At 68.7% G+C, this 22,495-nt stretch carries 30 protein-coding genes; all 30 read right to left on the bottom strand.

Annotated elements, in window-relative coordinates:
- Positions 1-87: 87 nt before the first annotated feature.
- The 30 genes from rplO to AC1DDU_RS10195 all read right to left on the bottom strand — a co-directional run bounded on the left by rplO (position 88) and on the right by AC1DDU_RS10195 (position 22,486).
- Positions 88-723 carry a 50S ribosomal protein L15 gene (gene rplO / locus AC1DDU_RS10340; RefSeq protein WP_477433757.1) on the bottom strand — a complete coding sequence of 212 codons (636 nt, stop codon included), beginning with the start codon at positions 721-723 and terminating at the stop codon, positions 88-90.
- Positions 723-908: a 50S ribosomal protein L30 gene (rpmD, locus tag AC1DDU_RS10335; protein WP_018171461.1), complete on the bottom strand. Its 186-nt coding sequence runs from the start codon at positions 906-908 to the stop codon at positions 723-725. The genes rplO and rpmD overlap by 1 nt, the downstream gene beginning before the upstream one ends.
- On the bottom strand, positions 908-1,597 hold the full coding sequence (rpsE, locus tag AC1DDU_RS10330; RefSeq protein WP_141892567.1) for a 30S ribosomal protein S5: 690 nt from the start codon (positions 1,595-1,597) through the stop codon (positions 908-910). Before rpsE ends, rpmD begins: the two co-directional genes overlap by 1 nt.
- On the bottom strand, positions 1,594-1,953 hold the full coding sequence (rplR, locus tag AC1DDU_RS10325) for a 50S ribosomal protein L18 (RefSeq protein WP_336398083.1): 360 nt from the start codon (positions 1,951-1,953) through the stop codon (positions 1,594-1,596). The genes rpsE and rplR overlap by 4 nt, the downstream gene beginning before the upstream one ends.
- Before the next feature lie 2 nt (positions 1,954-1,955).
- Positions 1,956-2,492 (bottom strand): 50S ribosomal protein L6, encoded by a 537-nt coding sequence (rplF, locus tag AC1DDU_RS10320; RefSeq protein WP_477433755.1) that lies wholly within the window; start codon positions 2,490-2,492, stop codon positions 1,956-1,958.
- A gap of 6 nt (positions 2,493-2,498) precedes the next feature.
- Positions 2,499-2,897, bottom strand: coding sequence for a 30S ribosomal protein S8 (rpsH, locus tag AC1DDU_RS10315; protein WP_318354393.1), 399 nt, complete (start codon positions 2,895-2,897; stop codon positions 2,499-2,501).
- 131 nt (positions 2,898-3,028) lie between these two features.
- The gene (rplE, locus tag AC1DDU_RS10310) at positions 3,029-3,619 is read right to left on the bottom strand and encodes a 50S ribosomal protein L5 (RefSeq protein ID WP_477433753.1); all 591 of its coding nucleotides are present in this window, start codon (positions 3,617-3,619) and stop codon (positions 3,029-3,031) included.
- 2 nt (positions 3,620-3,621) lie between these two features.
- Positions 3,622-3,981, bottom strand: a complete 360-nt coding sequence (gene rplX, locus AC1DDU_RS10305; RefSeq protein ID WP_159846873.1) for a 50S ribosomal protein L24 — start codon at positions 3,979-3,981, stop codon at positions 3,622-3,624.
- Between the two features lie 3 nt (positions 3,982-3,984).
- Positions 3,985-4,353, bottom strand: a complete 369-nt coding sequence (rplN, locus tag AC1DDU_RS10300; RefSeq protein WP_191172194.1) for a 50S ribosomal protein L14 — start codon at positions 4,351-4,353, stop codon at positions 3,985-3,987.
- The gene (gene rpsQ / locus AC1DDU_RS10295) at positions 4,350-4,682 is read right to left on the bottom strand and encodes a 30S ribosomal protein S17 (protein WP_477433750.1); all 333 of its coding nucleotides are present in this window, start codon (positions 4,680-4,682) and stop codon (positions 4,350-4,352) included. Before rpsQ ends, rplN begins: the two co-directional genes overlap by 4 nt.
- On the bottom strand, positions 4,682-4,996 hold the full coding sequence (gene rpmC / locus AC1DDU_RS10290; protein WP_045301493.1) for a 50S ribosomal protein L29: 315 nt from the start codon (positions 4,994-4,996) through the stop codon (positions 4,682-4,684). Before rpmC ends, rpsQ begins: the two co-directional genes overlap by 1 nt.
- Positions 4,996-5,415 (bottom strand): 50S ribosomal protein L16, encoded by a 420-nt coding sequence (gene rplP, locus AC1DDU_RS10285; RefSeq protein ID WP_029145865.1) that lies wholly within the window; start codon positions 5,413-5,415, stop codon positions 4,996-4,998. Before rplP ends, rpmC begins: the two co-directional genes overlap by 1 nt.
- Positions 5,415-6,197: a 30S ribosomal protein S3 gene (gene rpsC, locus AC1DDU_RS10280; RefSeq protein WP_426323912.1), complete on the bottom strand. Its 783-nt coding sequence runs from the start codon at positions 6,195-6,197 to the stop codon at positions 5,415-5,417. Before rpsC ends, rplP begins: the two co-directional genes overlap by 1 nt.
- Positions 6,197-6,595, bottom strand: coding sequence for a 50S ribosomal protein L22 (rplV, locus tag AC1DDU_RS10275; protein WP_109210486.1), 399 nt, complete (start codon positions 6,593-6,595; stop codon positions 6,197-6,199). Before rplV ends, rpsC begins: the two co-directional genes overlap by 1 nt.
- A gap of 22 nt (positions 6,596-6,617) precedes the next feature.
- Entirely contained in the window at positions 6,618-6,899 is a 282-nt protein-coding gene (gene rpsS / locus AC1DDU_RS10270; RefSeq protein ID WP_045275479.1) for a 30S ribosomal protein S19, read from the bottom strand.
- Positions 6,900-6,911: 12 nt separating this feature from the next.
- Positions 6,912-7,751, bottom strand: a complete 840-nt coding sequence (rplB, locus tag AC1DDU_RS10265; protein WP_477433747.1) for a 50S ribosomal protein L2 — start codon at positions 7,749-7,751, stop codon at positions 6,912-6,914.
- A 24-nt stretch (positions 7,752-7,775) separates the two neighbouring features.
- Entirely contained in the window at positions 7,776-8,075 is a 300-nt protein-coding gene (gene rplW / locus AC1DDU_RS10260) for a 50S ribosomal protein L23 (RefSeq protein WP_045301485.1), read from the bottom strand.
- The gene (rplD, locus tag AC1DDU_RS10255) at positions 8,072-8,734 is read right to left on the bottom strand and encodes a 50S ribosomal protein L4 (RefSeq protein ID WP_477433745.1); all 663 of its coding nucleotides are present in this window, start codon (positions 8,732-8,734) and stop codon (positions 8,072-8,074) included. Before rplD ends, rplW begins: the two co-directional genes overlap by 4 nt.
- Before the next feature lie 4 nt (positions 8,735-8,738).
- Complete coding sequence (rplC, locus tag AC1DDU_RS10250) at positions 8,739-9,398, bottom strand: 50S ribosomal protein L3 (RefSeq protein WP_477433743.1); 660 nt, start codon at positions 9,396-9,398, stop codon at positions 8,739-8,741.
- 8 nt (positions 9,399-9,406) lie between these two features.
- Positions 9,407-9,715: a 30S ribosomal protein S10 gene (gene rpsJ / locus AC1DDU_RS10245; RefSeq protein ID WP_106816553.1), complete on the bottom strand. Its 309-nt coding sequence runs from the start codon at positions 9,713-9,715 to the stop codon at positions 9,407-9,409.
- Positions 9,716-10,186: 471 nt separating this feature from the next.
- Positions 10,187-10,405, bottom strand: coding sequence for a hypothetical protein (locus tag AC1DDU_RS10240; protein ID WP_477433741.1), 219 nt, complete (start codon positions 10,403-10,405; stop codon positions 10,187-10,189).
- A gap of 153 nt (positions 10,406-10,558) precedes the next feature.
- A complete protein-coding gene (tuf, locus tag AC1DDU_RS10235; protein WP_477433739.1) occupies positions 10,559-11,752 on the bottom strand; it encodes an elongation factor Tu in 1,194 nt (397 codons plus the stop codon).
- Positions 11,753-11,907: 155 nt separating this feature from the next.
- A complete protein-coding gene (gene fusA, locus AC1DDU_RS10230; RefSeq protein WP_477433737.1) occupies positions 11,908-14,022 on the bottom strand; it encodes an elongation factor G in 2,115 nt (704 codons plus the stop codon).
- A gap of 83 nt (positions 14,023-14,105) precedes the next feature.
- Positions 14,106-14,576, bottom strand: coding sequence for a 30S ribosomal protein S7 (gene rpsG / locus AC1DDU_RS10225; RefSeq protein WP_106816549.1), 471 nt, complete (start codon positions 14,574-14,576; stop codon positions 14,106-14,108).
- Between the two features lie 5 nt (positions 14,577-14,581).
- The gene (gene rpsL / locus AC1DDU_RS10220; RefSeq protein ID WP_071044913.1) at positions 14,582-14,950 is read right to left on the bottom strand and encodes a 30S ribosomal protein S12; all 369 of its coding nucleotides are present in this window, start codon (positions 14,948-14,950) and stop codon (positions 14,582-14,584) included.
- Between the two features lie 292 nt (positions 14,951-15,242).
- Complete coding sequence (locus AC1DDU_RS10215) at positions 15,243-15,917, bottom strand: hypothetical protein (protein ID WP_477433735.1); 675 nt, start codon at positions 15,915-15,917, stop codon at positions 15,243-15,245.
- A complete protein-coding gene (locus AC1DDU_RS10210) occupies positions 15,914-17,551 on the bottom strand; it encodes a DUF5684 domain-containing protein (RefSeq protein ID WP_477433733.1) in 1,638 nt (545 codons plus the stop codon). The genes AC1DDU_RS10215 and AC1DDU_RS10210 overlap by 4 nt, the downstream gene beginning before the upstream one ends.
- Positions 17,548-20,094 carry a transglutaminase domain-containing protein gene (locus AC1DDU_RS10205; protein ID WP_477433731.1) on the bottom strand — a complete coding sequence of 849 codons (2,547 nt, stop codon included), beginning with the start codon at positions 20,092-20,094 and terminating at the stop codon, positions 17,548-17,550. Before AC1DDU_RS10205 ends, AC1DDU_RS10210 begins: the two co-directional genes overlap by 4 nt.
- Positions 20,091-21,524 (bottom strand): DUF58 domain-containing protein, encoded by a 1,434-nt coding sequence (locus AC1DDU_RS10200; RefSeq protein ID WP_477433729.1) that lies wholly within the window; start codon positions 21,522-21,524, stop codon positions 20,091-20,093. The genes AC1DDU_RS10205 and AC1DDU_RS10200 overlap by 4 nt, the downstream gene beginning before the upstream one ends.
- On the bottom strand, positions 21,521-22,486 hold the full coding sequence (locus AC1DDU_RS10195) for an AAA family ATPase (RefSeq protein WP_477433727.1): 966 nt from the start codon (positions 22,484-22,486) through the stop codon (positions 21,521-21,523). The genes AC1DDU_RS10200 and AC1DDU_RS10195 overlap by 4 nt, the downstream gene beginning before the upstream one ends.
- Positions 22,487-22,495 lie beyond the last annotated feature (9 nt).

The following is a 22,495-nucleotide window of genomic DNA, read 5'->3' as shown; positions in this document are numbered from 1 at the left end:
AGAGGGGATGCCGGCACGCACGACGTGCCGACGTCCAGGGTAACCCAGTGGGGGCCGGAGCAAGCTCCGACCCCCACTGTGTGTGTACTACTTGACGGCTGCCGCGGCCGCCGCGACGGTGCCGCCCGCGGCGACGATCTTCTGCTCGGCGGAACCCGAGACCTTGTCGACCGACACGTTGAGCTTCACCGAGATGTCGCCGGTGCCGAGCACCTTGACCTTCTCGTTCTTGCGCACCGCACCCTTGGCGACCAGGTCGCCGACGGTGACGTCGCCACCGGCCGGGTACAGCTCCGCGAGCTTGTCCAGGTTCACGACCTGGTACTCGACGCGGAACGGGTTCTTGAACCCGCGCAGCTTCGGGGTGCGCATGTGCAGCGGCATCTGGCCACCCTCGAAGCCCACCTTGACCTGGTAGCGAGCCTTCGTACCCTTGGTACCGCGGCCCGCGGTCTTGCCCTTCGAGCCCTCACCGCGACCCACGCGGGTCTTGGGGGTGTTCGAGCCCGGGACCGGACGCAGGTGGTGCACCTTGAGCACGCCCGGGCGCGAGGCCGGGGCATCCTTCTTCGGCGCGGCCTTCTTGGCGGGAGCCTTGGCCGGAGCCTTCTCCGCCTTGGCAGCGGCAGCCTTCGCAGGCGCCTTCTTCTCGGCAGCAGCCTTGGGAGCGGCAGCCTTCTTCGGGGCCTTCTCGGCCTCGACGGCTTCGTTCTTCTCAGCCATCAGTCGATCTCCTCAACCTTCACGAGGTGGGCGACGGTCCGCACGTAACCGCGCGTCTGCGCGTCGTCGGGACGGACGACCGAGTCGCCGATCCGCTTCAGACCGAGCGAACGCAGCGTGTCGCGCTGGTTCTGCTTCTCGCTCACCTTGGACTTGACCTGCGTGACCTTCAGACGCGCAGCCATCAGACACCTGCCTTCGCAGCGGCCGCGGCCTCAGCCTCGGCACGGACGAGACGAGCGGGGGCGACCTGGTCGAAGTCGAGGCCACGACGCGCGGCGACCGCACGGGGCTCCTCGAGCTGCTTCAGGGCCTCCACCGTCGCGTGGACGATGTTGATCGTGTTCGACGAGCCGAGCGACTTCGACAGCACGTCGTGGATACCGGCGCACTCGAGCACGGCACGCACCGGACCACCGGCGATGACACCGGTACCGGCAGCGGCCGGGCGCAGGAGCACCACACCGGCAGCGGCCTCACCCTGCACCGGGTGCGGGATGGTCGAGCCGACGCGGGGCACGCGGAAGAAGTTGCGCTTGGCCTCTTCGACACCCTTCGAGATCGCCAGCGGCACCTCGCGGGCCTTGCCGTAGCCGACGCCCACCACACCGTTGCCGTCGCCGACGACGACGAGCGCGGTGAAGCTGAAGCGACGACCACCCTTGACGACCTTCGACACGCGGTTGATGGTGACGACGCGCTCGAGGAACTGGCTCTCGTTGCGGTCGCGGCCACCGCGGTCACCGCGGGTCTGGTTGCGCTCGCGACCACCGCGGCGCGGCTCGCGCTCGCGCTCGGCGGGCGCGGTGGCGGCCTCGGCCGGAGCCTCGGCAGCAGCCTGCTCGGTCACGATGTTCTCCTTGTTGTCACTCACAGGTTCAGACCTCCCTCGCGGGCGCCGTCGGCGATCGCCGCGACACGGCCGGCGTAGCGGTTGCCGCCACGGTCGAACACGACATCCGAGACACCGGCGGCCTTGGCGCGCTCCGCGAGGAGCTCGCCGACCTTGCGGGCCTTGGCGGTCTTGTCGGCGTCGGACACACGCAGGTCGGTCTCGAGGGTCGAGGCCGAGGCCAGCGTGTGGCCCTTGCTGTCGTCGACGATCTGCACGAAGACGTGACGCGCCGAACGGGTGACGACCAGGCGCGGACGCTCGGGCGTGCCGACGACCTTCTTGCGAAGGCGGGCGTGACGACGCGCGCGCGCGTCGGACTTCGACTTCACAGCCATGGTTACTTACCAGCCTTTCCGGCCTTGCGCCGGACGACCTCGCCGGCGTAGCGCACACCCTTGCCCTTGTACGGCTCGGGCTTGCGGATCTTGCGGATGTTGGCCGCGGCCTCGCCGACAGCCTGCTTGTCGATGCCCGAGACCGTGAGCTTGTTGTTGCCCTCGACGGTCAGGGTGATGCCCGCGGGAGCCTCGACGAGGACGGGGTGCGAGAAGCCGAGAGCGAACTCGACCGCCGTGCCCTTCTGCGCGACGCGGTAACCCGTGCCGACGACCTCGAGACCCTTGGTGTAGCCCTGGGTGACACCGATGATGTTGTTGTTGATGAGCGTGCGGGTCAGGCCGTGGAGCGAACGCGAGGCGCGCTCGTCGTCGGGGCGGGTCACGACGACCTGGCCCTCTTCGACCTTGACTTCGATGGGACGCGCCACGGAGAGCGTGAGCTCGCCCTTGGGGCCCTTGACGGCGACATCCTGGCCCTCGACCGAGACGGTCACACCAGCGGGGATGTCGATCGGGAGACGACCGATACGCGACATGTCAGATCACCACACGTAGGCGAGGACTTCCCCACCCACGCCCTTCTGCTCGGCCTGACGGTCCGTGAGGAGACCGGAGGAGGTGGACAGGATCGCGACGCCGAGGCCGCCCAGCACGCGGGGGATCTCGGTCGACTTCGCGTAGACGCGGAGGCCGGGCTTCGAGACGCGCTTGATGCCGGCGATCGACCGCTCGCGGTTCGGGCCGTACTTCAGCGTCAGGGTGAGGGTCTGGCCGACGCGGGCGTCGCTGACCTCCCAGGACGAGATGTAGCCCTCCTGCTTGAGGATCTCGGCGATGTGGGTCTTGAGCTTGGAGCTCGGCAGCGACACGGAGTCGTGGTGCGCCGAGTTCGCGTTGCGCAGACGGGTCAGCATGTCTGCGACCGGGTCTGTCATTGTCATTTGTTGATTCCTTTGTTCACGAGGTTTCGGCTGGCGTTACACGCCAGACGACCTTCCATGATGTCCGTATTCAGTTATGCATTCAGGATGCCTCGGCCCGCGCTCGCGCCCGGACCGAGGCATCCGTGAAATCACGCCTGGGCGTCGTCCGACTTGAACGGGAAGCCCAGGTGACGCAGGAGCGCGCGGCCCTCGGCATCCGTCGTCGCCGACGTCACCACAGTGATGTCGAAGCCGCGGACGCGGTCGATCTTGTCCTGGTTGATCTCGTGGAACACCGACTGCTCCTGGAGACCGAAGGTGTAGTTGCCGTGACCGTCGAACTGCGTGGCCGACAGACCGCGGAAGTCGCGGATGCGGGGCAGGGCGAGGTTGACCAGGCGGTCCAGGAACTCCCACGCGCGGTCACCACGGAGGGTGACGTGCGCGCCGATGGCCTGGCCCTCGCGCAGCTTGAACTGCGCGATCGACTTGCGAGCCTTGGTGACGACCGGCTTCTGACCGGTGATCTTGGTGAGGTCCTCGACCGCACCGTCGATCACCTTGCTGTCGCGAGCTGCCTCGCCGACACCGGTGTTCACGACGACCTTGACCAGGCCGGGGATCTGCATGACGTTCGGGTAGCCGAACTCCTCCTGCAGAGCCTTCTTGATCTCGGCGTTGTACTTCTGCTTCAGGCGGGGCTGGATCTTGCCAGCCTCCACGGCAGTGGTGGTGCTCATGTTCAGAGGTCCTTGCCTGACTTCTTCGCGTAGCGCACGCGGACCGTGCGCTTCACGCCGTCCTTGGTCTGCTCCTCGACACGGTGACCGACACGCGTCGGCTTCTTGGTCGAGGGGTCGACGACCTGGACGTTGGAGATGTGGATCGGGGCTTCCATCGTCTCGATGCCGCCCGTCTTGGTGCCGCGCTGCGACTGGCCGACGCGGTTGTGCTTCGTGACGTAGTTGACGCCCTCGACGATGACGCGGTTCTGCTCGGCGAGGACCTCGAGGACCTTGCCCTGCTTGCCGCGGTCGCCGCCCTTGTCCTGCTTCTTGCCCGTGATGACCTGAACCAGGTCACCCTTCTTGATCTTGGCCATGGGTCAGATCACCTCCGGTGCGAGCGAGACGATCTTCATGAACTTCTTGTCGCGAAGCTCACGACCGACCGGGCCGAAGATACGGGTGCCGCGGGGCTCCCCGTCGTTCTTCAGGATGACGGCGGCGTTCTCGTCGAACTTGATGTACGAGCCGTCGGGACGACGGGTCTGCTTGACGGTGCGGACGACGACGGCCTTGACCACGTCGCCCTTCTTGACGTTGCCGCCGGGGATCGCGTCCTTGACGGTCGCCACGATGATGTCGCCCAGACCGGCGTAACGGCGGTTGGAACCACCGAGCACGCGGATCGTGAGCAGCTCCTTGGCGCCCGTGTTGTCGGCGACCTTGAGGCGGGACTCGGTCTGAATCACTTGGCCTTCTCCAGGATCTCGACCAGACGCCAGCGCTTCGTGGCGGACAGCGGTCGGGTCTCGTTGATGAGGACGAGGTCGCCGATGCCGGCGGAGTTGGTCTCGTCGTGCGCCTTCACCTTGGAGGTGCGGCGGATGACCTTGCCGTAAAGCGGGTGCTTCACGCGGTCCTCGACCTCGACGACGATGGTCTTGTCCATCTTGTCGCTGACGACGTAGCCACGGCGCGCCTTGCGGTAGCCGCGGGCGTCGGCGTCGCGCACGTCGTGCTCGGACGACTCGTGGCCCTTGGTCTCGACCGCGGCAGCGGCCTTCTTCGTGTCAGCCATCACTCGGCCTCTTCCTTCGCGGCCTCGTCAGCGGCATCCGCCTTCTTGGCCTTCGTCTTCTTCGCCTTCGTCGCGGTCTCCAGCGGCGCAGGCGTGGCACGGATGCCGAGCTCGCGCTCACGGATCACCGTGTAGAGCCGCGCGATGTCACGCTTGACCGCACGGATGCGGCCGTGGCTCTCGAGCTGGCCGGTGGCCGACTGGAAGCGCAGGTTGAACAGCTCTTCCTTGGCCTTACGCAGCTCCTCGACGAGGCGCTGGTCTTCGAACGTGTCGAGCTCGCTCGGAGCGAGCGTCTTGGTGCCGATCGCCATTACGCGTCGCCCTCCTCGCGCTTGATGATGCGTGCCTTGAGCGGCAGCTTGTGGATGGCACGGGTCAGGGCCTCGCGAGCGAGCTGCTCGTTGACGCCGGCGACCTCGAAGAGGACGCGACCCGGCTTGACGTTCGCGACCCACCACTCCGGCGAGCCCTTACCGGAACCCATGCGGGTTTCGGCCGGCTTCTTGGTGAGCGGACGGTCGGGGTAGATGTTGATCCACACCTTGCCGCCACGCTTGATGTGACGGGTCATCGCGATACGAGCGGACTCGATCTGACGGTTCGTCACGTACGCGGGCGTCAGGGCCTGGATGCCGAACTCGCCGAAGGAGACCTTCGTGCCGCCGGTGGCCTGGCCGCTGCGGCCGGGGTGGTGCTGCTTGCGGTACTTGACCTTGCGGGGGATGAGCATTACGCCGACGCTCCTTCTGCCACGGGGGCCTCGTTGCGGCGGTCGCCGCCACGCTCGCCGCGGTCGCCACGCGGGCCGCCACGACGGTCGTCACGACGACGGTCGGACTTCGGCGCGTTGGCCTGCTCGCGGGCGAGCTCCTTGTTGGTCAGGTCGCCCTTGTAGATCCAGACCTTCACGCCGATGCGGCCGAAGGTGGTCTTCGCCTCGTAGAAGCCGTAGTCGATGTTCGCGCGCAGCGTGTGCAGCGGCACACGACCCTCGCGGTAGAACTCCGAACGGCTCATCTCGGCGCCGCCGAGGCGGCCGGAGACCTGGATGCGGACGCCCTTGGCGCCGGCGCGCTGAGCGCCCTGCAGGCCCTTGCGCATCGCGCGGCGGAACGCCACACGAGCGCTGAGCTGCTCGGCGATGCCCTGCGCGACGAGCTGCGCGTCGGCCTCGGGGTTCTTGACCTCGAGGATGTTCAGCTGGATCTGCTTGCCGGTGAGCTTCTCGAGGTCGGCGCGGATGCGCTCGGCCTCGGCGCCGCGGCGACCGATCACGATGCCCGGACGGGCGGTGTGGATGTCGACGCGAACGCGGTCACGGGTGCGCTCGATCTCGATGTTGCTCACGCCGGCCCGGTCGAGCTGGGTCTGCAGGAGCTTGCGGATACGGATGTCCTCGGCGACGTAGTCGGCGTAACGCTGCCCGGGCTTCGTCGAGTCCGAGAACCAACGCGACACGTGGTCAGTGGTGATGCCGAGGCGGAAGCCGTAGGGGTGGACCTTCTGTCCCATTACTTGCTCGCCTTCTTGCTCTTGGCAGCCGGCGCCGTCTCCGCGACCTCGGGGGTCGAGAGCACGACGGTGATGTGGCTGGTGCGCTTCTTGATCTGGAAGGCGCGACCCTGTGCGCGGGGCTGGAAACGCTTGAGCGTCGTGCCCTCGTCGACGTACGCGTTCTTCACGTACAGGTCCTGCTCGTCCAGGTACTCGCCGTCCTTGTCGGCCTTCACGCGAGCATTCGCGATCGCCGAGGCGACGAGCTTGTAGATCGGCTCGCTCGCACCCTGCGGCGCGAACTTGAGGATGGCCAGGGCCTCCTCAGCCTGCTTGCCCTTGATGAGCGCGACGACACGACGAGCCTTCTGAGGGGTCACGCGGATGTGTCGCACGCGTGCGATGGACTCCACCATTTCTCTCTCCTCTGCCCCCGCGTCAGCGGCGGCGGCCCTTCTTGTCGTCCTTCACGTGGCCGCGGAAGGTGCGGGTGGGCGCGAATTCGCCCAGCTTGTGGCCGACCATGGTCTCGGACACGAACACGGGGATGTGCTTGCGTCCGTCGTGCACGGCGATGGTGTGACCCAGCATGGCCGGGATGATCATCGAACGGCGCGACCAGGTCTTGATGACGTTCTTGGTGCCGGCTTCGTTCTGGACGACGACCTTGCGAAGCAGGTGCTCGTCGACGAAGGGGCCCTTCTTAAGGCTGCGAGGCATCTTCCTCTACTCCTACTTCCGCTTCTTGCCGGCGTTGCGACGACGGACGATGTACTTGTCGCTTTCCTTGTTCGCGTGACGGGTGCGGCCCTCGGCCTGACCCCACGGCGAAACCGGGTGACGACCACCGGACGTCTTGCCCTCACCACCACCGTGCGGGTGGTCGACCGGGTTCATGGCGACACCGCGGACGGTCGGGCGGATGCCCTTCCAGCGGTTACGGCCGGCCTTGCCCCAGTTGATGTTCGACTGCTCGGCGTTGCCGACCTCGCCGACGGTCGCGCGGCAGCGCGCGTCGACGTTGCGGATCTCGCCCGAGGGCAGACGCAGCTGGGCGTAGGGGCCGTCCTTCGCCACGAGGCGAACCGACGCACCGGCCGAGCGGGCCAGCTTCGCGCCGCCGCCGGGGCGGAGCTCGATCGCGTGGATCACGGTACCGGTGGGGATGTTCTTCAGCGGCAGGTTGTTGCCCGGCTTGATGTCGGCCGAGGGACCCGACTCGACGATGTCGCCCTGCGACAGCTTGTTCGGCGCGATGATGTAGCGCTTCTCGCCGTCGAAGTAGTGCAGGAGCGCGATGCGCGCGGTGCGGTTGGGGTCGTACTCGATGTGAGCGACCTTGGCGTTGACGCCGTCCTTGTCGTTGCGACGGAAGTCGATGACGCGGTACTGGCGCTTGTGGCCACCACCGATGTGACGGGTGGTGATGCGGCCCTGGTTGTTGCGACCACCGGTCTTGCTGAGCGGGCGGAGGAGCGACTTCTCGGGCGTCGATCGGGTGATCTCGGCGAAGTCGGCCACCGACGAGCCGCGGCGACCCGGGGTCGTGGGCTTGTACTTGCGAATAGCCATATCTCTAGTCCTCTATCCCGACCGTCAGCCGACTGCCGTGAAGATGTCGATGGTGCCCGACTTCAGGGTCACGATGGCGCGCTTGGTGTCCTTGCGCTTGCCGGTGCCGAAGCGGGTGCGGCGGGCCTTGCCCGTGCGGTTGAGCGTGTTGACCGCGGCGACCTTGACACCGAAGATCTTCTCGATCGCGAGCTTGATCTCGGTCTTCGAGGCGCGGGGGTCCACCAGGAAGGTGTACTTGCCCTCGTCGATGAGCCCGTAGCTCTTCTCCGAGACGACCGGCTTCAGGATGATGTCGCGCGGGTCCTTGTTGACGGCGGTCATGCCGAGGCCTCCTCGGTGGCGGCGGTCTTCGACGAGACGAACGCGTCGTAGGCGGCCTTGGTGAAGACGATGTCGTCCGAGACGAGCACGTCGTATGCGTTGAGCTGGTCAGCCGGCAGCACGTGCGCGAACGGGATGTTGCGGACGCTCAGGACGCTCAGGTCGTCCGAACGGTCCACGACGACGAGCACGTTCTTGGTGGCGCCGAGTCCGGTCAGGACCGCAGCGGCGGCCTTGGTCGACGGAGCACCCTCGATGCCGAACGACTCCACGACGTGGAGGCGCTCGCCGCGAGCGCGGTCGCTGAGCGCGCCCAGCAGGGCGGCCGCGATCATCTTCTTGGGGGTGCGCTGCGAGTAGTCACGCGGCTTCGGGCCGTGGACGATGCCACCGCCGGTCATGTGCGGCGCGCGGATCGAGCCCTGGCGGGCGTTACCCGTGCCCTTCTGCTTGAAGGGCTTGCGGCCGGCGCCCGAGACCTCACCGCGACGCTTGGTCGAGTGGGTGCCCTGGCGAGCCGCCGCGAGCTGCGCGACGACGACCTGGTGGATGAGCGGGATGTTCGTCTTGACGTCGAACAGAGCGGCGGGCAGCTCGATGGAGCCGGCCTTCTTGCCGTCTGCCTTCACGACGTCGAGCGCGAGAGTCGAGTCAGCCATGAGATCAGGCACCCTTCACTGCGTTGCGGACGTAGACGATGCGGCCGCGAGCACCGGGGACGGCGCCCTTGACGAGCAGCAGACCCTTCTCGGCGTCGATGGCGTGCACCTTGAGGTTGAGGACGGTCACGCGCTCGCCACCCATACGGCCGGCCATGCGCATGCCCTTGAACACGCGGCTCGGGGTCGACGAGGCGCCGATCGAACCGGGCTTGCGGTGGTTGCGGTGCGCACCGTGCGAAGCGGAGACGCCCTTGAAGTTGTGGCGCTTCATGACACCCGCGGTGCCCTTGCCCTTGCTGGTGCCGACGACGTCGACCAGCTGGCCGGCCTCGAACGTGCCGTCCACCGTGAGCTCCTGACCGAGTGAGTAGTCAGCGGCGTCCGCGGTGCGGATCTCGGTGAGGTGACGGCGCGGGGTGACACCGGCGGCCTCGAAGTGGGCCGTCTGGGGCTTGTTCACCTTGCGGGGGTCGATCTGGCCGTACGCGATCTGGACGGCCTTGTAGCCGTCCTTCTCCGGCGTGCGGACCTGGGTCACGATGTTCGGAGCGATCTCGATGACGGTGACGGGAACGAGCTTGCCGTTCTCGTCCCAAACCTGGGTCATGCCGAGCTTGGTGCCCAGCAGGCCCTTGGAAACCTTGTTGTTGATGTCAGCCATGTCGAACCTCAGAGCTTGATCTCGATGTTGACATCGGCCGGAAGGTCGAGGCGCATGAGCGAGTCGACGGCCTTCGGCGTCGGGTCGACGATGTCGATCAGACGCTTGTGGGTGCGCATCTCGAAGTGCTCGCGGCTGTCCTTGTACTTGTGAGGAGAACGGATCACAGCGATCACGTTCTTCTCGGTCGGAAGGGGCACGGGGCCCACGACCGTCGCGCCCGCACGGGTCACGGTGTCGACGATCTTGCGCGCCGACGAGTCGATGACCTCGTGGTCGTACGACTTCAGGCGAATGCGGATCTTCTGTCCCGCCATTGTCTGCTCACTCTCTTTCTCGCGTCATACCCCTGTGGCATTGGACGCACGTGGCGCAAAGCGCCATGGCACTTCTGCACCGCTTTCGCGGGGCGTGCTGCACCGCTGTTCTGCTGTCAATCCGGGGATCGCGCCGAAGCGCTGCTCCCGGCATCCGTTCTCCCCCGCGCGCGAAGCAAGGCTCCGCCGTGGGTGGATTCGAGATGTGGTGGTTCTGCTGCCCGCGGCCTAGGACCCTGCGCATGTGCGCCGCCTATGCACTGCCCTGGCAGTGATCCGACGCACGCCAAGAGGGGCGTCGGAATGTGGAACCTCACTAGTCTACGTGCAGCCCGGGCGTGTCGCAAACTCGGGCGTGTCGCGACGCGGGTATGCTCGGCCGTTTCCCAGAAGACGCACCGCGTGGGTGCTGCAAACCCGATGCGAAAGGGCGGCCGCGCCGAGCGACCGCCCTCTCCGTGGATCCAACGCCTACTGGTTGCCGACTGCTCCGTCGACGTTGCCGCGGAGGTCGTCGACCGTGTCGTGGTGCTCCTCCGGAACGACCTTCTTGGCGAGATCGGAGGCGCCGTCGAGCACCTTGTCGCTGATGTCCTCGGCCTGCTCGGACTTCAGGAACTCGCCGATCTTGTCCTTGTTCTGCTCGTAGAGCTCCTTGCCCTGATTGACGAGGTCGTCGAAACCAGCCATGCTCACTCCTTCGTTCCCCCCGGTGGGGCATCCCTGCCATTCTGTCGCCGGATGCGGCTTCGGCAACACCCTGGCCCATCGGGTTCGCCCGCAGACGCGGAGAAGCCCCCGGGATCATTCCCGGGGGCTTCTCGCTGCGCAGTTGCGAAGAACTTACTTGAGGATCTTCGTGACCGTGCCGGCGCCGACGGTGCGGCCACCCTCACGGATGGCGTAGCCGAGGCCCTCCTCCATGGCGATCGGCTGGATCAGCTCGACCGTCATGTCGGTGGTGTCGCCGGGCATGACCATCTCGGTGCCCTCGGGCAGCGTGATGACGCCGGTGACGTCGGTGGTGCGGAAGTAGAACTGCGGACGGTAGTTCGTGAAGAACGGGTTGTGACGGCCGCCCTCCTCCTTGGACAGGATGTACGCCGTGCCCTCGAAGTTGGTGTGCGGGGTGACCGAACCGGGCTTCACGACGACCTGGCCGCGCTCGACGTCGTCACGCTTGGTGCCGCGCAGGAGCAGACCACAGTTCTCGCCGGCCCATGCCTCGTCGAGCTGCTTGTGGAACATCTCGATACCGGTGACGATCGTCTTCTGCGTCGGGCGCAGACCCACGATCTCGACCTCGGAGTTGATCGCGAGGGTGCCGCGCTCGGCGCGACCCGTCACGACCGTGCCACGGCCGGTGATGGTGAAGACGTCCTCGATCGGCATCAGGAACGGCTTGTCCTTGTCGCGGATCGGGTCCGGGATCGACTCGTCGACGGCCTCCATGAGGTCGAGAATCGCCTGCGTCCACTTCTCGTCGCCCTCGAGAGCCTTCAGGCCCGAGACGCGCACGACGGGAGCGTTGTCGCCGTCGAAGTCCTGCGACGACAGCAGCTCGCGGACCTCGAGCTCGACGAGCTCCAGGATCTCCTCGTCGTCGACCATGTCCGACTTGTTGAGCGCGACGAGCAGGTACGGCACGCCGACCTGCTTGGCGAGCAGCACGTGCTCGCGCGTCTGCGCCATCGGGCCGTCGGTGGCGGCGACCACGAGGATCGCGCCGTCCATCTGAGCGGCACCGGTGATCATGTTCTTGATGTAGTCGGCGTGACCCGGGGCGTCGACGTGAGCGTAGTGACGCTTCGGGGTCTCGTACTCGACGTGCGAGATGTTGATCGTGATGCCGCGCTGACGCTCCTCGGGAGCCGAGTCGATCGACGCGAAGTCGCGCTGCACGTTGGTGGCCGACGGGTACTTGTCGGCGAGCACCTTCGAGATCGCTGCGGTGAGCGTGGTCTTGCCGTGGTCGACGTGACCGATCGTTCCGATGTTCACGTGCGGCTTGGTGCGCTCGAACTTGGCCTTAGCCACTGGGTCCTCCTCAGGACGTTCGTGTAGATGTTCCGGGCGCTGGTGTGCGCCGGTCGTCTACGGGGATTTCTCTAGCTTAGTAGAGGGGTTCTGTTGAAGCAGTGTGAAGTTGTGGACGGATGCCGGGGGCCGGGGCCCCCGGCATCCGGCAGGGCTTACTCGCCCTTGGTCTTCTGGATGATCTCGTCAGCCACGTTGCGAGGAACCTCGGCGTAGCTGTCGAACTCCATCGAGTACACGGCGCGGCCCGAGGTCTTCGAGCGCAGGTCGCCGATGTAGCCGAACATCTCCGAGAGCGGTACCAGCGCGCGGACGACCTTGACGCCCTGGGCGTCCTCCATCGACTGGATCTGGCCACGACGCGAGTTCAGGTCGCCGATGACGTCGCCCATGTACTCCTCGGGAGTACGCACCTCGACCGCCATGAGCGGCTCGAGGATGACGGGGTTCGCCTTGCGGACGGCCTCCTTGAAGCCCATCGAGCCCGCGATCTTGAACGCCATCTCGGACGAGTCGACGTCGTGCGACGCGCCGTCCGTGAGGATGGCCTTCACGCCCACCATGGGGTAGCCGGCGAGCACGCCGACGTTCATGGCGTCCTGGAAGCCCTGGTTGGTCGGCTCGATGTACTCGCGCGGGATGCGGCCACCGGTGACCTTGTTCTCGAACTCGTACGTCTTGTCGGCCGTGACCTCGAGGGGCTCGAGCGCGAACTGGATCTTCGCGAACTGACCCGAACCACCGGTCTGCTTCTTGTGCGTGTAGTCGTGACGCTCGACGGTCTTGCGGATCGTCTCGCGGTAGGCCACCTGGGGCTTTCCGACGTTGGCCTCGACCTTGAACTCGCGCTTCATGCGGTCCACGAGGATGTCGAGGTGCAGCTCGCCCATGCCCTTGATGACCGTCTGGCCGGTCTCGGAGTTCTGCTCGACGCGGAACGTCGGGTCCTCTTCGGCGAGCTTCTGGATCGCGAGACCCAGCTTCTCCTGGTCGGCCTTGGTCTTCGGCTCGATGGCGACCTCGATGACCGGCTCCGGGAACGTCATCGACTCGAGGACGACCTGGTTCTGGCTGTCGGACAGCGTGTCACCGGTCGTGGTGTCCTTGAGGCCGATGACGGCGTAGATGTGCCCGGCGGTGACCGAGTCGACCGGCATCTCCTTGTTGGCGTGCATCTGGAAGATCTTCCCGATGCGCTCCTTCTTGCCCTTGGTCGCGTTGACGACCTGGGCGCCGGAGTCGAGGTGACCCGAGTAGACGCGGATGTAGGTGAGGCGACCGAAGAACGGGTGCGTCACGATCTTGAACGCGAGCGCCGCGAACGGCTCCTCGCGGTCGGCGTGACGCTCGATGATGATCTCTTCGTTCTTCGGGTCCTTCGCCTCGATGGCGGGGACGTCCAGCGGCGACGGCAGGTAGTCCACGACCGCGTCGAGCATCGGCTGCACGCCGCGGTTCTTGAACGCCGAGCCGCAGAGCACGGGGTAGAGCTCCGAAGCGATGGTGAGCTTGCGGATGGCGCCCTTGATCTCGGCGACCGTGAGCTCCTCACCGCCGAAATACTTCTCGAGCAGGTGCTCGTCGGACTCGGCGACCGTCTCGAGCAGCTTCTCGCGGTACTCGGCGGCCTTGTCGGCGAGGTCGGCCGGGATCTCCTGGATCTCGTACTTGGCGCCCATGGTCACGTCGCCCTTGGCATCGCCGGGCCACACCAGCGCGCGCATCTCGACGAGGTCGATGACACCGACGAAGTCGTTCTCCGCGCCGATGGGCAGCTGGATCACGAGAGGCCTCGCCTTCAGGCGGTTGACGATGGTGTCGACCGTGAAGTAGAAGTCGGCGCCCAGCTTGTCCATCTTGTTGACGAAGCAGATGCGGGGCACGTCGTACTTGTCGGCCTGGCGCCACACCGTCTCGGACTGGGGCTCGACGCCCTCCTTGCCGTCGAAGACGGCGACCGCGCCGTCGAGGACGCGCAGCGAACGCTCGACCTCGACCGTGAAGTCGACGTGGCCGGGCGTGTCGATGATGTTGATCTGGTTCTTGTCCCAGAAGCAGGTCACGGCGGCCGACGTGATCGTGATGCCGCGCTCCTGCTCCTGCTCCATCCAGTCGGTGGTGGCAGCGCCGTCGTGCGTCTCACCGATCTTGTGGTTGACGCCCGTGTAGAACAGAATGCGCTCGGTCGTCGTCGTCTTGCCGGCATCGATGTGCGCCATGATGCCGATGTTGCGGACCTTGTTGAGGTCGGTGAGCACTTCTTGTGCCACGGGGTGTCTTCCTTACGTGTGGTGAGGGATGTCGCGGGGTGCCGGCCGGGGAGTTCGTCCCCGGCCGGCCACCGGAGCGCTGATTACCAGCGGTAGTGCGCGAAGGCGCGGTTCGACTCGGCCATCTTGTGGGTGTCTTCGCGGCGCTTGACCGCGGCACCCAGGCCGTTCGAGGCATCCAGGATCTCGTTCTGGAGGCGCTCGGTCATCGTCTTCTCACGACGGCCCTTGGCGTAGCTCACGAGCCAGCGCAGAGCGAGCGTGTTGGCGCGGTGAGGCTTGACCTCGACCGGCACCTGGTAGGTCGAACCGCCGACGCGGCGCGACTTGACCTCGAGGGTGGGGCGCACGTTGTCGAGCGCCTTCTTGAGGGTGGCGACGGCGTCCTGGCCGTTCTTCGCCTCGACGCCGCGGAGGGCGCCGTAGACGATCGACTCGGCGAGCGACTTCTTGCCGTCGACGAGGATCTTGTTGACGAGCTGGGTGACGACGGGGGCGCCGTACACCGGGTCGTTGACGACGGGGCGCTTCGGGGCGGGTCCCTTGCGAGGCATCTTTCTCAGCCCTTCTTCGCGCCGTAGCGGCTGCGAGCCTGCTTACGGTTCTTGACAGCCTGGGTGTCGAGCGCACCGCGGACGATCTTGTAGCGGACACCGGGGAGGTCCTTCACACGACCGCCGCGGACGAGCACGAGCGAGTGCTCCTGCAGGTTGTGGCCCTCGCCGGGGATGTACGCGGTGACCTCGGTGCCGTTGCGGAGCTTGACACGGGCGACCTTGCGCATCGCCGAGTTCGGCTTCTTCGGGGTGGTCGTGTACACGCGGGTGCAGACACCCGCCTGCTGCGGGTTCGCCTTGAGCGCGGGCGCCTTGGTCTTCGCGACCTTGGGCGAGCGGCCCTTGCGAACCAACTGCTGAATGGTTGGCACGTTCTCTCCTAGTTGTGCTGCACGGTGACAGCGTCGTGGTCTCCCCCGCCGCTCCGCGGATCTTGCGATCCGTGACGCCGCGGGCTCACGCGGACCCACCGACGCGGCAGAATGACTGTCACGTCTTCGCTGGTGGATATGCCGTGGGGGTGGCCTGTTCGCAGGCCGTTCCCTGAGATGCGGCACCCACACCGTTCGCCACACCGGGGCATGACTGACGGCGCGCGTGGGCGCACACCCGATCTATGATACGTGGGTTTCGGGGGTCGGGCAAACGCGACCCCCTGCAGGCTCAGCCGGCGAGCAACAGCGCGACCAGCGCGATCGCGCTGGTCGCGAAGAGCGCGATCGCGGCGAGCACCACCGCCATCGCACGGATCCGACGGTGTCGGCGGCCGGCGGCCTCCGTCGCGGCGGTGTCGGCGACCGTCTGTGCCGGGGGTCTCACCGGCACGGCGCGCGGAACCGTCGCCGACGCGACGGACCTCACGCGATACGAGATCGGCCCGACCAGCGGCGCATGTGCGGCGCGGCCGGGTCTCGCGGGGGCATCCACGCCGGGGCTCTCGGGCATCGCCTCGCGTTGCCCACCGACGTGATGCGCCTCCTGCGGCATCGAGGACGGCGACGCGGAGCCGGCCCGCACGTCCACCGTCGAGATGCCGCCGGTGTCCGGCGGCGCCACGCGGCCCGTCCGTCGTGGTCCTGGCGTTCCCGAGGCCGTCGGTGCCGGCGTCGACAGCGGAGGCATGGACGCGGCGGCGCGCGCCGAGACGGCGGTGGTCTCGGGATCCGGTGCCGCGGCACGGCCAGTCCTCCTGCCGGTCGCGAGCCCGGTCCGTCTCGGACGGCCGGCACGGATCACGGTCGTCGTGTCGTCATCGTCCACGTCGACCGGTTCGTCCGGCCGCGACGACGACGGTCCGCGGCGCGCGCGATCCGTCTGCTCGTCGTCAGGCTCGATCATCCGTCGCTCCGGTGCAGCCGGACCTCCGCGTCGCCCAGCAGGAACCGGTCCCCCGCTTCGACCTCTTCGCCCGCGGGTGCCTCGACCTCGGTGCCGAGCACCGTCGCGAACAGCACGCCGTTGGTGGAGTCGAGATCCGTGACGTACCAGCGGTCGTCGCGCAGCTGCAGGCGCGCATGGGTCTTGGACACCGTCCCGTCATGGATCGAGACGAGCTGGGCGCCGGGGAACGCAGGGTCGGCCGCCGGGCGGCGTCCCAGGATGACCACATCGGCGGACAACGCGATCGGGGCGCCGGTGGGAGGCACGAGAGTCCAGTCGGTGCGCTTGCGACGGGCGACGATCGTGTGCTCGAGGACGTCCTGTTCCTCGGGGATCTCGGGCTTGCCGTGGTAAGCCGACACCGAGGATCGTGCGGAGCGCGGCGCTCCGGCATCCGGCGCACCTGCGATCGCCGACACCGGGCCGGATGCCTCGGGGAACGCGTCGGCCTCGCTCATCGACGAGCGGCGCGGCGCCCATGGCTCCCGGTCGTCGACGGATGCCGCCGCACGGGGCACATGCGTGACCGGCGGTCGCGTGATCCCTCCGGCCGTCGTGGCGGCATCGGGGACACCGAACGCCTCGCGCTGCGGGGGGATCGGCACTGCGGGCGTCGGGACGGCGGGCACCGCCGAGATCGGCGACGGCGCCCCCGGCACGGCGCCGGTCACTTCGGCGCTCAGGTCGGCGGCATCGAGCGCGAAGCCTTGCCATCGCCCGGCATCCGCGTCGTACCCGCCGACGTCCGCCGAGTGCGGCTCGGCGGAGTCGGGACGGAACGCCGAGGCCGGCGTCCAGCCGCCGGCGGAGGAGGCGGGGACCTCTTGGGCATCCGCCGCGCGTGCGGCGACCGCCGGTGCCGGCGTCGGTTCGTCCACCCTGTCGGCGGCCGCACCACGCATCGGCCCGGCAGGCGCCGGCGCGGCGGGAGCGGGTGCGGCAGGAGCCGGTGCGGCAGGAGCGGGGATGGCCTGGTCGGCCGGCGGGAGCGTCCGCACCGGACCCGTGGGGGGCGCAGCGGCGGCGGCGGGCGGCACATACGGGGGCGGCGGTGCGAAGGCGCTTGCGCCGTCGGTCGGCGACGCCTGGGACGACATCGCGACCTCGTCGGGATCCGCCGCGGGCGCGAACGACGGAAGCAGCGGACCGGGATCGATGCCGATGCGGCGCGGCCCGGCGCCGCGGGTGCGGGATGCGGCATCCGTCTCCCGTCCGACCCAGCGGGCGCTCCCCCAGCCGATCACCGACGCCCACACCGGCGCCGCCAGGACGGCGAGGACCGTCATGCCGGCGCCGAAGCCGAACGCCACGTTCAGGCGGTAGTAGGCCAGCGCGAACAGCACCACGAGGGCGATCCAGCCGAGCACCGGGACCAGGGCGACCAGGAGCGCCCACGGGGACAAGCCCGCCAGCTGGAGCAGCACGACGCTGTTGAGGATCGGGACCCACGCCTTCCAGCCCTCGACGCCGGACTTGCGGAAGACCTCCGACAGAGCGAGCGACATCCAGACGTAGAGACCCGCGATCAGCAGCAGGCCGAACAGTGTGCCCAGGACGGCAGCGGTGGCGGCGGTGGCATCGGTGGCGTTCATGGCATGGGACGCACGGGCTGGGCCCGCCGTCTTCCCCTCTCGGAAATTCTCGTGCGGGCCCCCTGCTCAGGCGCCCACGGACGGAACAACGATCTCAACGATACGGTCGTGAGCGCTCCGCGCCAGAACCCATGTTCGGCACGGAGTCCGGCACGCTCGGCGTCCACCATCTCCCAGTAGTGCTCGACGTCGGCGTCGGACAGCGTCGCGGGCGAGAACACCGCCCGATCGGCGTCGTGCGCGAGGGTCGCCCCCGACGGCGTGGCGAACACGGCGGCGAGCTCGCTGCGGGTCAGCGTGCGTGCGGCCACGCGGCCCGTGTCGATCGCCGCGTCGACGTACTCGTCCCACCCTCCGGCGATCTGCGACACCGGAGAGCGTGCGTGGCGCCGCGACCGTCGGCGAGCCGCCTTCGTGGCGATCACGATGACGAACGGCCCGATCGCCAGCCCCACCACCAGCAGCGCGACACCGCCGGCGCGCAGCATGGGCCAGAGCCAGGCGAGATCGAGGGCGGCGCCGTCGTCGTCCGGGCGATCGGAGGCCGAATCCTCCTGCGCGGGCTCAGGGGGGACGACCTCCTCGACGGAGTCCGGACGCACCTCGGTGACGTTCTCGGGGTCGCGTTGCTCGGTGACGTCCAGGCTCGGCGACTGCGCGTACTGTGGCGTCACATCGATGGCGACCCAATGCCCGTCGGCGGATTCCACCTCCGTCCACGCCGCGAGGTCCTGCGCCCGGCACACGCCGTCTCGGCATGTCGCGAGCCCCGCTTCCGCCGACGACAGCCGCGCCCCCAGCACGACCCGGGACGGGAAGCCGAGCTCACGGGCCATGAGCGCCGCCGCCACCGCGAACTGCTCGTCATCTCCGATCGCTGCGACGTAGTTGCCGGATGCCGCTGCCCGCGGGTCGGTCTCGCGTTCGAGCAGCCGCGAGAACATCGTGTCGATGCGCGCGAGCGAATGCCCCGATGCGCTCGGCTGGAACGCATAGCCGGAAAGCGCTCGCGCCCAGACCGGCTCCTGGTCGCCCGTGGCCAGTCCGTGGCTGAGATAGCCCCGGTCGCGCAGCAGCGTCACCAGGCCGGCGAGCGCGGCGCCCCCTGACCCCGTCGCATGCTCGTCCATCCACGCGCGGAGGCTCTCCGGCGCGGCGACGCCGCCGGGACTGCCCGGCGCCTCGAGCGCAGCGAGGTCGGGTGCCTCCGGCTCGACCCCGCGCACCACGTACGCGTCGCCGGACTCCAAGCCCCCGCCGGCGGTCTGGACCCCTGCCGAGGCCGCCGCGTTGTAGTAGAACCTGTCGGCGAGCGACGCGGAGCGGGCCCCGTCGAACTCAGCGGTCGCGAGACGGCCTGCTGTCGGCATCCAGATCGCATCCCACGTCCCGATGTCGATTCGTGCTGCGACCGATGAGCCGTCCCCGGCATCGAGTGCCGACGGCACCCGCACGAAGCGGCCGGCGTCGACGGCGCCCTCGGCGCCGGATCGGAACACCTCGCCGTCGTACGCATCCAGGGTCGCGATCCGCACCCGCTCGGGCAGCGGCCCCGGCACCGCCTCGACCGTGAACAGCACATCGTCGGCGCGGTCGTCCGAGAACAGCGAGCGGTACTCCGAGAGCGGGCTGACCTCGGCCGACAGATCGACGTCGGGGCCGACCGCCGAGCGGAGCACCTCCCGTTCCGCACCCCGCGCGGCGTACGGGACGACGGCCACCGCGATCATGAGCGCGGCAGCCACGATCCCGGCGCCCAGCGCGGTGCGGCGGCGGTCGGCACGCGTCGGCCGGCGGGAGATGCGCACCCCGCTGGACGCCGCCGCACGCTGCAGTGCGCGCATGCGCTGGTCATGGGTGCGCCAGGAGAGCCACAGGAGGCAGACCAGGAGCGCGCAGAGCCCGACCGCGGTCTCCGCCGGGGCGTAGAGCACCACCGGTCCGAGCACCAGCGGCGGACTCACCGTGGTGCGTCCGAAGAACAGCCCGAACGAGACCATGCCGACCGCCACCTGCACGGCGGCGTAGGCGGCGGCATCCGCTCTCCATGCGATCAGCAGCAGCAGGCATGTGCCGACGAGGAAGACGACCAGCGCCGGGACGAGCAGGTTGCGGTAGGAGCCTACGGGGAGATCGACGGTGACCAGGTCCTTCCACCCCAGCACCAGCCCGCTCGCCAGCTCGCCGAATCCGCGCACCAGCTCCGCCGGAGATCCGAGGCGCGAAGGCACCGCCAGCGGCACGCCGAGCACCAGGACCGCGGCGGCGAGGGTGCCCGCGACGATCGCGCCGTTCCAGCGTCGTCGCCACGCCACCGCGGCGATGCCGACGCCGGCGAGGGTTCCGACCAGGACCAGGAGGACGAAGCTCCCCGACCGGTAGATCGGCCACGCCGCGACGGCGGCGACGGCCGCGATGACCGCGGCGAACACGCCGCCCGCGGCGATGCGCGGCACGAACGCCGGCGAGCGCCGCCCCGGCACCGTGACGAGACCGCTGGACGAGGCATCCGCGCTCCCCCGCATCGGAATCGGTCCGCTCATGCCGTCGCTCCCCGCAGGAGGAGGCCGGACAGGTCGTCGAGAGTGCCCACGGTCAGCACCGTCATGCCCGACAGCGGCTGCATGCGCGGATGGGCGCGTTCGTCGCAGATGAGCCCCACGACCGCGGTGTCGGCCGAGAACGTGAGCGCCGCCTGCTGGAGCCGTGACAGCGACACCCTCGATCCCACGACCACGAACGCGACCGACAGGCGCTCGCCGGACTCGGCGGTCAGCCTGCACACCTCGCCGACAGGCATCGTGTTCTCGAGCATCTCGATGCCGCTGAAGCCGTCGAGCATCGGGCGCGGCGCCGCCGCGGGGACGTGCCGGATCGCGCGCAGGCGCCCGCGCACGACCCGCGGGATCTCCGAACCCACCACGATCTGCACGTCGCGCGCGTCGTGCACCGCCCGCAGCCCGAGGGATGCCGCGCACGAGACCGCCAGCTCGAACTCGTCCGCGTCGACGTACTCGTTCTCGGCGACCGCCAGCACCACGGCCATGCGCGACCGCCGGGACTCCTCGTACTGACGCACCATCAGCCGTCCGGTCTTGGCGGTGGACCGCCAGTGGATCTGGCGACGCGAGTCGCCCGGCGCGTACTCGCGGATGGCGTGGAAGGACATGTCGGCGTCGACCAGGCGGCGGGTGGGGCTTCCCTCGAGGTCGCGGATCAGCCCTGCGCTGGTCGAGGGCAGCGAGGCGGTACGCGGGTGCACGTACACGTCGTGGACGTCGCGGAAGGAGTGCTCGCGACGCAGCAGGCCGATCGGGTCGCTGCGGATCGTGGTGGCGGGGCCCACTGCGACGATGCCGCGCGGCAGCCCCGGGATGTCCAGCGGCTGCTCCACCTCATGCCCCGGGCGCAGCAGCGGCACGCCGAACTCCACCAGCCCGGCCCCGACGGGGAGATCGATCCTGCCCGGAAGCGTCATGCGGTGTCCGTCGTTGCGCACCACGATGCGTCCGGCGATGTCGTCGCCGGCGACGATGCGCTCGTGGGTGAGCGCGAGGTCGACCTCGTACGCGCGCGCCCCGAACAGGAACGGCACGGCGGCGATGAGGAGGAGGAGGGATGCCGCTCCCGCCACCATCGCCTCCACCCAACCGAACACGATGCCGAGCATCAACCCGACCGTCGCGGCCGCTGCGACGAGCGCCCCGGCAGGACGGATCGTGCGCGCCGCCCAGTCCGCGAGCGTCGCGATGCCCGACCCCGCCCCGCGCCAGGCGTCGTTGCCCCACACGGCGGCCCGCACGAAGGCGCGCCCGCGACGGGTGGGGCCCACGCTCGTCGACGTGGACGTCGACGTCGCATGCGTGCGACCGACGCTCCCCGTGGACTGCACGGTGCGCGTCAGGCGCCCCTCGACGGCGCTGCGCGTGTACCGGTCGGTCGTCGTGCCGGCCCGAGGCTCGTCGCCGCTCATACCGCTTCGCGTCTCGACGGCGGTGCGACGTCGAGCAGCACCTGCCCGACCACGGTCTCCTGCGTGACCCCGTCGAACTCGGCCTCGGGGTGCAGGATGAGCCGGTGCGAGAGCACCGGCACGGCGAGTGCCTTGACGTCGTCGGGGGTCGCGTACGTGCGCCCCTGCGACGCGGCACGCGTACGCGCCCCGCGCGTGAGTGCGAGGGCGCCGCGGATGCTGACACCGAGCCGCACCTCGTCGGCCGCGCGCGTGCCGTCGACGAGGCGTGCGACGTAGTCCAGCACGAGGGCGTCGACGTACACCTGCGCGGCGAGGTCCGCCATGCCCACGAGCGCCTCGGGCGTGATGATCGGCGCCAGCTCGGCGGTCGCGACGGCGGCGCCGTCGAGGATGCGGACGGTTGCGGCGTGGTCGGGGTAGCCCAGCGAGGTGCGCATCATGAAGCGGTCGAGCTGCGCTTCGGGAAGCCGGTACGTGCCGGCCTGCTCGATGGGGTTCTGCGTCGCCAGCACGAGGAACGGCACGCCCACTTCACGCGATACGCCGTCGATGGTGACGCGCCCCTCCTCCATCACCTCGAGCAGGGCGGACTGCGTCTTCGGGCTCGCGCGGTTGATCTCGTCGGCGAGCACGATGTTGGCGAAGATCGGGCCGGCGTGGAACTCGAACACGCCCTCCTTCTGGTCGTACACGCTCAACCCGGTGATGTCGCTCGGCAGGAGGTCGGGGGTGAACTGGATGCGGGTGTTCGAGCCCTGCACCGACTGTCCCATGGCGCGCGCGAGAGACGTCTTGCCCGTCCCGGGAACGTCCTCGAGGAGGACATGCCCGTCACTGAGCATCGCGGTCAGCACGAGCTCGACCACGTGGCGCTTGCCGAGAACGGCGCGCTCGAGGTTGTCGGCGATCTGGCCGAACGTCTGAGCGAACCAGTCGGCCTGCTCCTGCGTGATCGTCATGTCATCTCC

This window comes from Microbacterium sp. 05T445, assembly GCF_056395865.1.
This window is presented reverse-complemented; position numbering and strand designations above follow the sequence as displayed.

Excerpts from the sequence above, each read along its gene's own strand:
- rplO (WP_477433757.1), bottom strand. The coding sequence starts at position 723 with ATGGCTGAGAAGAACGAAGCCGTCGAGGCCGAGAAGGCCCCGAAGAAG.
- rpmD (WP_018171461.1), bottom strand. The coding sequence starts at position 908 with ATGGCTGCGCGTCTGAAGGTCACGCAGGTCAAGTCCAAGGTGAGCGAG.
- rplR (WP_336398083.1), bottom strand. The coding sequence starts at position 1,953 with ATGGCTGTGAAGTCGAAGTCCGACGCGCGCGCGCGTCGTCACGCCCGC.
- rplF (WP_477433755.1), bottom strand. The coding sequence starts at position 2,492 with ATGTCGCGTATCGGTCGTCTCCCGATCGACATCCCCGCTGGTGTGACC.
- rpsH (WP_318354393.1), bottom strand. The coding sequence starts at position 2,897 with ATGACAATGACAGACCCGGTCGCAGACATGCTGACCCGTCTGCGCAAC.
- rplE (WP_477433753.1), bottom strand. The coding sequence starts at position 3,619 with ATGAGCACCACCACTGCCGTGGAGGCTGGCAAGATCCAGCCCCGCCTG.
- rplX (WP_159846873.1), bottom strand. The coding sequence starts at position 3,981 with ATGGCCAAGATCAAGAAGGGTGACCTGGTTCAGGTCATCACGGGCAAG.
- rpsQ (WP_477433750.1), bottom strand. The coding sequence starts at position 4,682 with ATGGCTGACACGAAGAAGGCCGCTGCCGCGGTCGAGACCAAGGGCCAC.
- rpmC (WP_045301493.1), bottom strand. The coding sequence starts at position 4,996 with ATGGCGATCGGCACCAAGACGCTCGCTCCGAGCGAGCTCGACACGTTC.
- rplP (WP_029145865.1), bottom strand. The coding sequence starts at position 5,415 with ATGCTCATCCCCCGCAAGGTCAAGTACCGCAAGCAGCACCACCCCGGC.
- rpsC (WP_426323912.1), bottom strand. The coding sequence starts at position 6,197 with ATGGGACAGAAGGTCCACCCCTACGGCTTCCGCCTCGGCATCACCACT.
- rplV (WP_109210486.1), bottom strand. The coding sequence starts at position 6,595 with ATGGTGGAGTCCATCGCACGCGTGCGACACATCCGCGTGACCCCTCAG.
- rpsS (WP_045275479.1), bottom strand. The coding sequence starts at position 6,899 with ATGCCTCGCAGCCTTAAGAAGGGCCCCTTCGTCGACGAGCACCTGCTT.
- rplB (WP_477433747.1), bottom strand. The coding sequence starts at position 7,751 with ATGGCTATTCGCAAGTACAAGCCCACGACCCCGGGTCGCCGCGGCTCG.
- rplW (WP_045301485.1), bottom strand. The coding sequence starts at position 8,075 with ATGACCGCCGTCAACAAGGACCCGCGCGACATCATCCTGAAGCCGGTC.
- rplD (WP_477433745.1), bottom strand. The coding sequence starts at position 8,734 with ATGGCTGACTCGACTCTCGCGCTCGACGTCGTGAAGGCAGACGGCAAG.
- rplC (WP_477433743.1), bottom strand. The coding sequence starts at position 9,398 with ATGGCTGACATCAACAACAAGGTTTCCAAGGGCCTGCTGGGCACCAAG.
- rpsJ (WP_106816553.1), bottom strand. The coding sequence starts at position 9,715 with ATGGCGGGACAGAAGATCCGCATTCGCCTGAAGTCGTACGACCACGAG.
- AC1DDU_RS10240 (WP_477433741.1), bottom strand. The coding sequence starts at position 10,405 with ATGGCTGGTTTCGACGACCTCGTCAATCAGGGCAAGGAGCTCTACGAG.
- rpsG (WP_106816549.1), bottom strand. The coding sequence starts at position 14,576 with ATGCCTCGCAAGGGACCCGCCCCGAAGCGCCCCGTCGTCAACGACCCG.
- AC1DDU_RS10215 (WP_477433735.1), bottom strand. The coding sequence starts at position 15,917 with ATGATCGAGCCTGACGACGAGCAGACGGATCGCGCGCGCCGCGGACCG.
- AC1DDU_RS10210 (WP_477433733.1), bottom strand. The coding sequence starts at position 17,551 with ATGAACGCCACCGATGCCACCGCCGCCACCGCTGCCGTCCTGGGCACA.
- AC1DDU_RS10205 (WP_477433731.1), bottom strand. The coding sequence starts at position 20,094 with ATGAGCGGACCGATTCCGATGCGGGGGAGCGCGGATGCCTCGTCCAGC.
- AC1DDU_RS10200 (WP_477433729.1), bottom strand. The coding sequence starts at position 21,524 with ATGAGCGGCGACGAGCCTCGGGCCGGCACGACGACCGACCGGTACACG.
- AC1DDU_RS10195 (WP_477433727.1), bottom strand. The coding sequence starts at position 22,486 with ATGACGATCACGCAGGAGCAGGCCGACTGGTTCGCTCAGACGTTCGGC.